General features: G+C 67.0%; 7 protein-coding genes. 6 read left to right on the top strand and 1 reads right to left on the bottom strand.

Translation table 11 applies throughout. The annotated features are described in order from the left end of the window. The first annotated feature begins 79 nt into the window (after nt 1–79). The 6 genes from ACFY1S_RS23765 to ACFY1S_RS23740 all read left to right on the top strand — a co-directional run bounded on the left by ACFY1S_RS23765 (nt 80) and on the right by ACFY1S_RS23740 (nt 12,267). Nucleotides 80–8,584, top strand: a complete 8,505-nt coding sequence (locus tag ACFY1S_RS23765; RefSeq protein WP_387122131.1) for a DNRLRE domain-containing protein — start codon at nt 80–82, stop codon at nt 8,582–8,584. 1 nt (nt 8,585) lies between these two features. Then, nucleotides 8,586–8,990, top strand: coding sequence for a hypothetical protein (locus tag ACFY1S_RS23760; RefSeq protein ID WP_387121928.1), 405 nt, complete (start codon nt 8,586–8,588; stop codon nt 8,988–8,990). Between the two features lie 385 nt (nt 8,991–9,375). After that, entirely contained in the window at nt 9,376–9,636 is a 261-nt protein-coding gene (locus tag ACFY1S_RS23755) for a hypothetical protein (RefSeq protein ID WP_387121925.1), read from the top strand. 83 nt (nt 9,637–9,719) lie between these two features. Next, nucleotides 9,720–10,343: a TetR/AcrR family transcriptional regulator gene (locus ACFY1S_RS23750; protein WP_387121922.1), complete on the top strand. Its 624-nt coding sequence runs from the start codon at nt 9,720–9,722 to the stop codon at nt 10,341–10,343. Nucleotides 10,344–10,383: 40 nt separating this feature from the next. Next, nucleotides 10,384–11,094, top strand: coding sequence for an HAD family hydrolase (locus tag ACFY1S_RS23745; protein WP_387121919.1), 711 nt, complete (start codon nt 10,384–10,386; stop codon nt 11,092–11,094). Nucleotides 11,095–11,490: 396 nt separating this feature from the next. Continuing rightward, complete coding sequence (locus ACFY1S_RS23740; RefSeq protein ID WP_387121916.1) at nt 11,491–12,267, top strand: L,D-transpeptidase; 777 nt, start codon at nt 11,491–11,493, stop codon at nt 12,265–12,267. 16 nt (nt 12,268–12,283) lie between these two features. On the opposite strand, the gene ACFY1S_RS23735 is transcribed toward ACFY1S_RS23740, so the two are convergent. After that, complete coding sequence (locus tag ACFY1S_RS23735; RefSeq protein ID WP_139585144.1) at nt 12,284–12,559, bottom strand: hypothetical protein; 276 nt, start codon at nt 12,557–12,559, stop codon at nt 12,284–12,286. Nucleotides 12,560–12,606: the final 47 nt, after the last annotated feature.

The following is a 12,606-nucleotide window of genomic DNA, read 5'->3' as shown; positions in this document are numbered from 1 at the left end:
TCCCGAGCGCGCCCCTCAGGTGGCCGACGCGAAGGACGACGAGGGCCTGCTGTCCCGGCTGGGCGGGGCGGCCCGGCAGATGGTGAACGGCGGCCCGCGCGGCGCGGAGCCGGAGGTGGTCAGCGCCGGGCTGTCCGTGAACGAGCAGCCCCCGGCGGCGAAGAAGCTGCCGGCGCCGAAGCGGGTGCGGGAGGTCCCGAACCGGCGGACCGCCAACGGGCGGGTCTTCCAGCTCTCCGACGGACGGCTCCAGGCCGAACTCTCGGCGCTGCCGGTGAACTACCGGGACGCCAAGGGTCAGTGGCAGCCGATCGACACGAAGGTCAGGCCCGTCAACGCGGGTGGCTTCGTCGCGGCCAACACCACAAACAGCTTCACCAGCCAGTTCGGCGCCAAGAGCGACAACCTGGTGCGCTTCGAGCGGGACGGCCGCGCGATCGAGCTCGGTCTGGCCGGTGGCGCCAAGGCCGCCGCGCCGACTGTCGACGGCTCGACGGTCACCTACCCCGGCCTGGCCGGTGGGGCGGACCTCGTCTACGACGTCACCGCCGGCGCGCTGAAGGAGAAGATCGTCCTGCGCCAGGCCCCGAACGGCCCGGTGTCGTACACCTTCACGCTCGACACCAAGGGTTTGGTGGCGCAGCAGCGGGCGGACGGCTCCATCGCGTTCGTCAGGCCCGACGGCGGTGATCCGGAACTGGTCATGCCGCCGCCCTACATGTACGACAGCGCCAAGACCCCGGTCCACAGCACCGCGGTCAGCCAACGGGTCCAGCAGACGTACGGCCAGACCACTGTGACCGTCTCGGCGGACGCCTCGTGGCTGCGCGACAAGGCCCGGACGTACCCGGTGGTGATCGACCCGACCATCAAGATCCAGCCGGTGCCGTCCGACGGCCAGGACGCGCAGATCTCTTCGGGCGAGCCCGACCGGAACTTCGCCACCGAATACCAGCTCAAGGTGGGCACCGGCAACGATGCGACCTGGCGTTCGCTGCTGAAGTTCGACGTGGGCCAGATCCCGGCGAACACGACGATCGACGACGCCGAGGTGATGGTCTACTACGACCAGAGCCTGGACGGCATCTACGCCAACGACGTGCCGATGGAGGTCCAGCGGGTCAAGTCGAGCTGGACCGAGGGCTCGGCGACCTGGAACCTGATGAAGACGGCCGGTGACACCGCGCTGCCCGGCACCATCGTCACCGTGGACGACGGCGACACCAACGCCACGGCCAAGGGCACCTGGACCGCCTCCACCAGCAACCTCACCGCGTACGCGGTGGGCAAGGACTACCGGACCAACGGCGACGCGACCACCGGGGACACGTACACGTACACGCCGACGATCACCGAGGCGGGCGAGTACAAGGTCGAGGCGCACTATGTGGGCGCCTCCGACCGGGCGGACGCGGCACCGTACACCGTCTACCACAAGGGCGGCAGCAAGACCGTGCCGGTCGACCAGCGGACGCCGACCGGTACGGGCGGATGGACCACCCTGGGCTTCTACCAGTTCGACGCCGGCACCACCGGCAAGGTCGTGCTCGGTGACCAGGCCAACAAGGCAGTCATCGCCGACGCCGTGCGGTTCAGCAAGAACGGCGCGCTCAAGGAGGCGTCGCACTCCAGCACCTGGCTGTCGTTCCCGGTACGCGGCCTCGTTCAGCAGTGGGCGAGCGGCACCCAGCCCAACTACGGCGTGATGCTGAAGGCCAAGAACGAGTCGCTGGCTAAGCAGGGCGGCGCGATCTTCGAGGCCTCCGAGTACAACTACATGAACGACAGGCGGGACTACAACCTGCCGAAGCTCGTCGTCACCTACGGCCGGCCCGGCGTGGCGGTGAACCCGCCGACCACGATCACGTCGACCGGCGCGGTGCTGGACTGGCCGAAGTACAAGGACCCGGACGGGCAGACCGGCACCGCCGACGATGTCGTCGAGTACCAGGTGCACCGCAGCCCCAACCAGACCTACACCCCGAGCGCGGCGACGCTGATCGCTCCGGTCTCGACGAGCACGCTGTCCTTCCAGGACACGACTGCCACGCCGACGCCGGCGGACAAGACGAACCCGATGGACCGGCAGTTCTACTACTACATGGTGGTGGCCAAGACGGCAGACGGGCAGCTCGTCGCGGGACCGACGGCGCCGGCCATGCTGCCCAAGGCCGGGCAGATCACCAAGATCTTCCGGACCGGGGTCACCGACACCACCCTGTCGAAGAAGCTGCCGACCACCAACGTCAACGTCTACGACGGTGACCCGTACGTCGGCGTGGGCAACAACTCGCCCACCTACGGCGTGACCCGTGGCGTGGTGAAGTGGTCCTCCCTGGCCGGGGCGGTCCCGACCAACGCCCAGGTCACCGGCGCCCAACTGCGGATGTGGAACGTCTCCCTCCAGCCGGGCACGGACCAGTCCCAGTACGTCGACGTCTACAAGCTCAACCGGAGCTTCACCGAGAGTTCCGCGACCTGGAACACCTACGACGGCACCAACGCGTGGACCACGGCCGGCGGTGACTTCGACACGTCGTGGAAGGCCGGCTTCAACGGCTTCACCAACGACCCCGAGTGGGAGACCTGGGACGTCACCACGCCGGTGAAGGGCTGGGTCTCCACGCCCAGCACCAACAACGGCCTGCTGCTGCGAATGCGCGACGAGGTCAACCAGAACGCTCGGGCGATGATGCTCGCCTCCGAGGCCGAGGACTCGATCTTCGAGCCGACGTTGGAGGTCACCTACCTGGAGCAGACCCCCGAGTCGACCTACTACGCCGCCAGGACGCCGACGAACCTGGCCCCGGCGTCGACCTACACCGCCCCGGTGTCGGTGTCCAACCCGACCCAGGCGACCTGGAAGACCAGCGACTGGGAGCTGGCGTACCAGTGGACCCGGGCCAACGGTGAGGCGGTGACCGACGCCAACGCGATGGTCGCCACCCCGCTGCCGGCGGACATCCCGGCCGGCGGCACCGTGGACCTGACCGCGCAGGTGAAGACCCCTGCCAGCACCGCCGAGGGCAACAGGCGCACCGACTACGTGCTGAACTGGCAGTTGCGCAACAAGCTGACCCAGCAGTGGCTCTCACAGGTCGCGCCGATCGCGGCCCTGGCGCAGAACGTGGCGGTGGTGGAGCCGACCTCCGATCAGCTCGGTCTGGAGAAGTTCTACTCGTACGTGGGGAAGAACACAGGTGCCGGCGGCACCCTGATGAACAACCTGTTCTCCGGCAACACGGTGTGGTCGTACGACGCGTTGAGCAACCCGTCGCGGGGCCTGTCGACGTTCGTCCGGATGTCCTACAACTCGTTGGACACCTCCGACACCGTCGCCGGGTACGGCTGGTCGTTGCAGGCCTCGTCGCTGATGCGCCTCGGCAGCCCGCTGGACTTCCACCCCAACCCGAACCCCACCAAGATCACCATGACCGATGGTGACGGCACCAGCCACTGGTTCACCTGGGACTCGACGACCTCCACGTGGAAGAGCCCGAAGGGCGTGCACCTCTACCTGGAGAAGATCACCACCTCGGACTGCAAGCCGAACACCCAGCAGCCGAAGGCCTGGCGGCTGACCAAGCCCGACCGCACACAGTTCTGGTACGACTGCGAGGGCTTCCTCACCAGCACGGTGGACAAGAACGGCAACACGATGACGTTCACCTACGAGGAGCGGAAGTCGAACAACAAGCCGACCAAGTTCCTCCGGTACATCACCGACGCGGCCGGCCGGAAGACCCTGACGATTGACTATTACGCCAAGGGTCAGACCTTCGACTACATCAACGACACCACCTGGGCCCGGGTGTCCGGGGCGACAAACCTGACCAACCCGAAGATCATCGACCACATCTCGCAGATCACCGACATCTCCGGTCGGAAGATGACCTTCACCTACACAGACAAGGGTCTGCTCGGCGAGATGGTCGACGGGTACGGCTCGAGCGGCACCATGGGCGCGCCGAAGACGTTCAAGTTCGCCTACGACATGACCCAGGGCAACAAGAACGTCAAGCTCGTCAAGGTCACCGACCCGCGCGGCAACGCCACCGAGTTGCAGTACTTCTCGCCGTCCGCCGGCGACGACCCGACGTGGCACTGGCGGACGAAGAACTACACCGACCGGATCGACAAGACCAACCTGACCCAGTTCGCCTACGTCGACCCGGATGCCACCAGCAACATCCGCACGACGGTCACCGACGCGGAGAACCACTCCACCGTCTACCTCCAGGACGGCTACGGCCGGCCGATCGAGACCACAAACGCGAAGAACCAGACCACCAAGCTCGAGTGGGACGGCGACCACAACGTCACAAAGCTCACCGAGGACAACCAGGCCGTGTCGACCTGGGCGTACGACGCCAAGACCGGTTACCCGACGGAGATCAGGGACGCCGAGGCGGTCAAGAACGGCACGGCGGGCACGGTGCTGACCTACCAACGTCAGCTCAACGGCTACGTCGCCGACCTCACCGAGAAGACCAGCCCGGAAGGCCGGAAGTGGATCTTCGCCTACGAGCCCGACGGTGACCTGGCGAGCGTCACCGACCCGGCGGGCAGCACCACCACCAACACCTACGACGCCTGGGGACAGCTCGACGTCGCCAAGGACGCCAACGAACACAGCACCAAGTACAGCCGGTACGACGCCAACGGCTACCCGCAGACGATCACGGACGCCCTGACCAGGGCGACCACCTTCGTCTACGACGTCCGCGGCCAGGTCACCAAGGTCACCGACGCGCGGGGCAAGGACATCACCCAGACGTACGACACCTTCGGCCGTCCATTGGTCAGCAAGACGCCGAAGGACCAGGCCGGCGGGCTGTTCATCACCACTCCGGCGCCGACGTACGACGCGAACGACAACGTCACCCAGTCGATTGCGCCGAACGGGGCCGTCTCCACGGCCTCCTACGACGCCGCCGACCAACTCACCTGGACCAAGGCGCCGATCGACGTGGCCGGCGACCCGGAGCGCATGACGTCGTTCACGTACGACAAGGTCGGCAACCTGCGCACCACCACCGAGCCGAAGGGCAATCTCCCCGGGGCGAACCCGGCCGACTACCGGACGACGAACGCGTACGACGAGATTTACCAGCTGGTTTCGGTTACGAACGCCAAGGGCGACAAGATCACCTACCAGTACGACAACGTCGGCAACGTGCAGAAGGTGGTGGACCCGCGTAAGAACGCGACGACCGACACCCTCGACTACACGTCGACGATGGCGTACGACCTCGCGCACCGGGTCACGAAGACCACGGACGCGCTGGGCAAGTTCACCAGCAGCACCTACGACAAGGACGGCCTGGTCACCGGCAGCACCGACCAGCTCGGCAACACCACGCTGGTGTCCCTCGACCGGCGGGGCAAGCCGACCGAGGTCAAGGTGCCGTACAAGAACGTCTCCGGCACCATCTCGTACCGGATCACGAAGTACGAGTACGACAAGGTCGGCAACACGACAAAGGTCATCAGCCCGCGGGGCGTGGCGACCAGCGACGACCCGGACGACTTCGCCCAGGTCACGGTCTACGACGAGCTGAACCGGGTCAAGGAGACCCACTCGGCGTACGACAAGGACGACGCCCGCTACACCACTGCCGACAAGACCACCTACACGTACGACGAGGTGGGCCGGTTGGCGACGTTGTCCGCGCCGCCGTCGGCGGGGCAGTCGGTGCGCAACGACACCACCTACAGCTACTACGACAACGGGTGGACGAAGTCCTCCTCGGACCCGTGGGACATCGTCACCTCGTACGACTACGACGCGCTGGGCGCGCAGACGGCCCGGACTCTCACGTCCGCCGGCGGCTCCTCGAACCGGACCATGGGCTGGTCGTACTTCCCGGACGGAAAGCTGAAGTCCCGCTCGGACGACGGTGTGCCGGTGGGCAAGCACGTGGTCCTGGTCGACAACTCCGAGTTCAACAACACGAGCGCGACGGGCACCTGGCCGACGGCCAACACGGCCACCAACAGGTACGGCATTGACTACGCCACCCACGCGGCCGGCACGGGCACCAACGTGTTCACCTGGCAGTTGAACGTGCCCCAGGCGGGCAGCTATGAGGTGTACGCCCGCTTCCCGACTGTGTCCGGGGCGGCGACCGACGCGAAGTACACGGTCACCTCCAGCGCCGGCCCGACGGTGAAGACGGTCAACCAGACCGCCAGCGCCGGCACGTGGGTGAGCCTGGGCTCCTACAGCTTCGCCGAGGGCAACGCCCAGAAGGTGACGCTGTCGGACCAGGCCACCGGCACTGTCGTCGCGGACGCGGTAAAGCTGGTCCGGGACAACTCCACCGACGTCGACAACGAGAAGCACGACTACAGCTACCGGTACGACGCCAACAGCAACCTGACCACGATCACGGACGCCTCCCCGGGTGCCCGGGTCAACAGCTACGCGGTGACGTACACGAAGCTGAACCAGGTTGAGAAGGTCACCGAGTCGAAGTCGGGCGCGGTGGTGAACTCGACGTCGTTCAGCTACAACGAGAACAGCGCGCCGCTGACCACGACCCACGACAAGCAGTACGCGTCCTACGCGTACGACGAGCGTGACCTGGTGTCGAAGGTGACCAACGGCAAGTCGGCCGCCGACACGTCGGCGAAGGTGACGACGTACACCTACACCGACCGGGCCGAGAAGCTCAAGGAGGTCAAGGCCAACGGCAACACCGTCGACTACACGTACTTCCTCGACGGGCGGTTGAAGTCCCAGACGGAGAAAAAGGCCAACGGGACGACCCTGGTCTCCGAGTCGACCCTCGACTACGACCTCAACGGCAACCGCTCACACGACGTCACGAAGAAGATGAACGCCGACAACCACGGCGCCTATCTGACCACCACCAGCGACTTCACCTACGACCCCCGAGACCGGTTGGCCTCGCTGACGAAGACCGGTGACGGCGCCGGCACGGAAACCTACGTGCACGACGCGAACAACAACGTCACCAGTCAGACGGTGAAGGGCACGCCGACCACGTTCAACTATGAGCGCAACCGGCTGCTGACCGCGGTGACCGGGGGTGCGAAGGCGTCGTACAACTACGACCCCTTCGGCCGCCTGGACACCATCACCGCCGCCGGGACGGTGATCGAGCGGAACGTGTACGACGGGTTCGACCACATCGTCGAGAACCGTAAGAACAACGGCACCAGCACCTCGACGACGAAGTACACCTTCGACCCGATGGACCGCACGACGACCAAGACCACGGACGCCGGCGGTGCCAAGGCCAAGACCACCACGTTCAACTATCTCGGCCTGTCGGGCGAGGTCCTGGACGAGGAGGTCGCCGGGAAGCTGACCAAGTCGTACCAGTACTCGCCGTGGGGTCAGCGCCTGTCGCAGATCACTCACAACGCCGACGGCACCACCGAGGACGGCTACTACGGCTACAACCCGCACACCGACGTAGAGACGGTCACCGACAAGGCCGGGGACACCAAGGCGACCTACGGCTACACGGCCTACGGCAAGAACGACGACGCCCAGTTCACGGGCATCGACAAGCCGGACACGGCGGACCCGACGAAGGAGCCGTACAACGCGTACCGGTACAACGCCAAGCGGTGGGACCAGGCATCCGGCAACTACGACATGGGCTTCCGCGACTACAGCCCAGGTCTGAACAGGTTCCTGTCCCGGGACAGCTACAACGGCGCCCTCGCGGACATGAGACTGGGAACCAGCCCGTTCACCGGCAACCGGTACGCCTTCGGCGGCGGTAACCCCATCAGCGCTATCGAGATCGACGGTCACTCGTGGCTCAGCGATTTCGGCAAGAACCTCGTGGACTTCGGCAGTGGGTTCGGCGGAGGGGCCAAGGACACGGCCAGCGGCCTGGGTCAACTCGGCTACGACGTGTTCATCGGCAGCAGCCCCTTCGTGTCCGAGGAGACCCGCAACGAGACGAAGGCACGGGCGGAGGCACGCGGCGACGCGGTCAAGAACCCCAGCCAACTATGGAACGCGGTGAAGCAGCCCTACGAGGAGGACATCAAGAACGGCAACGATGCTCATGCGGCAGGCCGCGCTGTCTTTGACCTGACTACGCTGTTCCTCGGCGGCGGAGCGTCCAAGGGTGGTGCTGCAAGTAAAGCTGGAGTTGCCGGACGCGGTTCTCGCGTCCCGGCAATGGGTGCAGAGGCGGCTGCCCCGTTCGAGAACGGTCTGCCAGCTACTTACGGCAAGACCTATACCGCGATTGGCAGTGACAAGGCGACCACCGCGAATGCTCGCGGGCTGGTCAACGAGGGTGAACACGATGTGATCCACCATGGTGCCACGGACGGCCGGGCGATCATCGGCAACAGCCCCGTAGAGGCAGGCCAGATCGCGGACTTGGTTCGGTCGAACCCGTCCTTCACCGGACAGACGTGCAGGCTTCTGGTGTGTCACGCGGGAAGTTCAGGCTTCGCCCAGGAGATGGCGAACTTGCTGGGCGTTCCGACCCGTGGCGCGACGGACCGCGTACGCGGTGTTCGTGGAGGTGGAACCGTAGTCGACAATGGCGGTTACTGGCGCATGTTCCTGCCCATCGTCGGAGGTTGAGGTGCTGAAGAAGGTCGGATTTTTTCCGGAGCTGGACCCGAAGCGAGCTGGGGAGACGGGCGAGCCCAGCATCCACGCATCGGTGCGCGCCGTCGGGGAGGCAGACGAAGAGAGGATTCTGCAGTACCTGGATTCTGGCCACATGATCATTCCGGTCATGGAGGGTGGGCCAGACGTCATCACTGGAGAGTACGGTTACGAGGAGGCTTCAGGGTGTTCCTCGTGGATCAGCGACGGGGCTTGGGTGTGGCGCTATGACCTTGCGCATTACCTGAGAAGACATCACGTTGAACTATCAGCGGATTTCCTCTCGCACGTCAGGTCCAGTGGTTACATCATTCCCCCGCTCAGTGACGAGGAAATGCTGGAGCTTGCAGACCAACTGGCCGCTGATTGGAAGCGCTGATTAAGTAACCACTGCGAGGCGCAACTCCGCTGTTCTCGCTTATCACAAGTAAATAATCCCGAACGCTGTGGCCCGCCGACTGCCGGCGGGCCACAGCGAGCTTCCGAGCCGAAGAAAACACGGCGATCCTGCGGGGAGCGGAGGAGCGCGATCGAAATCGAGGTTGACTGAAATCGGTGACTGCCGCTCAACCCCGAATGTCCGAGTTGAGCGGCAGGACTTTCCGTCGGTTCGACGCCCGTAATGCTGAAGACGTCGGCCGGCGGTCGACCATCAGTGCGCCTCGTCAACGGCGCCCGGATCGGACAACCCCGTCCAGGGTCTGCTCGACATCCTGGCACCGGATGTCGTTCTGCTCGGCGACGGCGGTGGCATCAAGCAGGCCGTGCTGCGACCCATTGTCGGGGCGGACAAGGTGGCCCGTCTGATGGCGTCCCGCAAGGTCGAGGTCGCCGCACTGTCCCTGCATCCGGCCCAGGTCAACGGTTATCCGGCGCTGATCGTCCGGATCGACGGCGAACTCGACACCGTCCTGACACTGCGCATCGACGACGGCCTGGTCAGCGGGCTCTACGCTGTCCGCAACCCCGAGAAGCTGTCGCACATGCGGCACGCGACGGCGTTACGTCGCTGGGCGCGCCCCTGACCGGACGGCAAAATCCACACGCGGACAGTCACCAATCCGTCACCGGGCGACTGCGTGCGGTGTTCGCCCTTACGCTCGTGAGCGTGTCCGGACCTGCCGAGAAGGCCACCGAACAGGACCGGCGCGACCTCATCGTCAGGGTCGCGCGAGAGTTGGCCGAGACGGAGGGCTGGGCGGGGGTGAGCACCCGCCGGCTGTCCGAGCGGGCCGAAATCGACATCGGGGACATCTATCGGCACTTCGCCGATCTGGAGGCGCTGCTCGCGGCCGTCGCGGTGTGCGCCTTCGCCGATCTGGCCGCCGATCTCGCCGAGGCGCACGCGGATGCCACAGACGGACCCGAGGGGGCCTGGCCGTCGGTCGCCGCCGCGTACCTCGACTTCGCGTACGCGAATCCGGAGGTCTACGACGCGATGCTCGCGCTGACCCCCGACCTGGCCCTCGGCGTCGATGGTGTGCCAGCCGCGCCGCGCGCGGTCTTCACGGAGCTGCGGGCGGCCCTGGCTCCGCTCGCCGAGGGGCGGGATCCGGACACCCTCGCCGAGGTGGGCTGGAGCCTCCTGCACGGCGTGGTGATGCTCACCCGGGGCGGCCGGCTGCGACCCGAGGGGCAGGAGGAGCGGGAGGCGATGATCGCCGAACGGTTGCTGCGGTGGCCCTGCCCGGCGGGCGGGAACTCACTGGGTGCGTCGGCCGACATGCCCTAGAGTTCCGGACCGCAGTGCGCATGATCGCGAGGGGGGCGGCATGACGGTGGACGGGACGGCCCGTCGAGGGGCGCAGGTGCTGATCTTCGACGCGGACGACACCCTGTGGGAGAACAACGTCGTCTTCGAGCGGGTGATCGACGACTTCCTGGACTGGCTCGATCATCCCACTCTGGACCGGGCGCAACTGCGGGCCGTCCTCGACGACATCGAGCGCGCGAACACGGTGGCGCACGGGTACGGCAGCAAGGTCTTCCTGCGCAGCCTCGCGGACTGCCTGGAGCGGCTGCGTGAGCGACCGGCCACCGACGCCGAACGTCAGGACATCGACCGGCTGGCCCGGGCGCTCGTCGAGCACCGGGTGGAGCTGATGCCGGGGGTGGCCGACGCGCTCGACGAGCTGGCCGGCCGGCACGAGTTGCTGCTGCTGACCAAAGGGGACCGGTCGGAGCAGCAGCGCAAACTGGACGCCTGCGGCCTGCTGCACCACTTCTCCGCGGCGCACATCGTCGCGGAGAAGAACGCCGACACGTACCGGTGGCTGGCCCGGGAGCACGGCTTCACACCCGGCAGTGCCTGGATGATCGGCAACTCGCCGAGGTCGGACATCCTGCCGGCCCGGGCGGCCGGGTTGAACGCGGTGTTCATCCCGAACGAGAACACGTGGGTGCTGGAGGACGACGAACTGGACCCGACCGACGGTGGCGTGCTGCGGCTCGCCGCGTTCCGGGACCTGCTGCGGCACTTCTGACGGTCCCGCACCCGAACAGCGCCCTAGATCATTGTCGCGTTACGCCGACATGCCTGTTTTTCACCTTGAGATCAGTCACGCCGCCTGGCGTCCGACGAGCCTTGTCCGGGCCGCCGGAGCCCGCCTAACCTGGGCCGGCGCTCACGGTCCTTCGGGGTGTGCCGGGGGCGCGGCGGCGTTCGGCGGGGGCACCGTGGAGCTGAGTGCACGGCGGCCGGATCGCCGGTCACCCGCGTGTGGCGTCGTGCCACGCCCGCGCGGCAGGGTGCCGGAGCTGTCCGCTCCCAAGCCGGGCAGCCGAGGGTCAGGGCCGGGTAGTTGCGGACCCGGTCCTGATCCGACCGCCGCCTGTCACGGGGCAGACCAACAGACCAGTCAGTTGTCAGGATGGGCGGCATGAAACGCAGAAATCTCCTGCTCGGTGCGGCGGGTCTGGCGCTGCCGGCGGCTGTCGCCCCGACGATCCCCGCGCTCGGCGCGGGCGGACCGTCGACGCCGGCCGTGGGGCTGGCCTCGCTGCCCACTTCGACCCCGCCGAACCACCGGCTGGCCGCTCGGCTGGCCATCCTGCCGGCCCAGACCCGGCAGGCGATCATCGTCAGCGCCACCAACTACACCACCACGTACGCCACCCTTGAGACGTACGTGCGGGTCAACCGCAGCTGGCAGCCAGCCGCCGCGCCGATGCCGGCCCGGATCGGCTCCCAGGGGTTCAGCGACAACCACGTGGAGGGCGTGCCCACCACCCCCACCGGTGTCTATTCGATCGGCCCCACCATGTACGGCATCGCCGCGAACCCCGGCGTGCGGTATCCGTACCACCGGTTGGTCAGCGGCGACTGGTGGAACGAGAACCCGTCGTCCCCGCTGTACAACACCTTCCAGCACAGCTCGACCAACCCCGGTGGGGCCAGCGAGGCGCTGTGGCAGGAGGTTCCCGCGTACACGCACTTCGCGGTGATCACCTACAACATGCCGCCGAACGTGCCGACGCCGATCCCGAACGCGGGCAGCGGCATCTTCCTGCACGAGTTCAGCACCAGCGGCGGTAACGCGACCGCCGGCTGCGTCGCCCTCGCACACGACCACCTCGTCAATGTGCTGGCCTGGCTGGACCCGGCGCTGTCACCGCGGATCATGCTCGGCCCGTACGGCCAGATCGGCCGGTACTGACCGCGGGGCCCCGCGCTCAGGAGCCGTCGCCGCGGACGATCGCCACCGCCACCCGGCAGAACTCGTCCATGTCCGGGTTGAACCCGGCCGCGATGTCGGGGTGCAGCCCGGACCGCGTCTCGTCCAGCAGCCGCTGGCAGACCTGCTCGACCGGCTCGCCGGCGTAGTCGCCGCGGACCCGGTCGATGGCAGCCTGGAGCGCCGAGGTCAGCTGATCCTCCAGCGGGCCGCGCAGCTTCTGCTGCACGGGGTCGAGCCCGCGCGGGTCGAGCGTGACATGTGGCTCCGACATCGGTGCTCCCTTCGTCGGCGTCCGCGATACCCCATCGCGGACGTCGG

Origin of the sequence: Micromonospora sp. NPDC000663, from assembly GCF_042898105.1 — a bacterium.
Taxonomy (GTDB): domain Bacteria; phylum Actinomycetota; class Actinomycetes; order Mycobacteriales; family Micromonosporaceae; genus Micromonospora.
This window is presented reverse-complemented; position numbering and strand designations above follow the sequence as displayed.

What these genes read in the sequence shown, in the direction of transcription:
- ACFY1S_RS23765 (WP_387122131.1), top strand. Translation starts at nt 80, where the DNA reads ATGGTGAACGGCGGCCCGCGCGGCGCGGAGCCGGAGGTGGTCAGCGCC.
- ACFY1S_RS23745 (WP_387121919.1), top strand. Translation starts at nt 10,384, where the DNA reads ATGACGGTGGACGGGACGGCCCGTCGAGGGGCGCAGGTGCTGATCTTC.
- ACFY1S_RS23740 (WP_387121916.1), top strand. Translation starts at nt 11,491, where the DNA reads ATGAAACGCAGAAATCTCCTGCTCGGTGCGGCGGGTCTGGCGCTGCCG.
- ACFY1S_RS23735 (WP_139585144.1), bottom strand. Translation starts at nt 12,559, where the DNA reads ATGTCGGAGCCACATGTCACGCTCGACCCGCGCGGGCTCGACCCCGTG.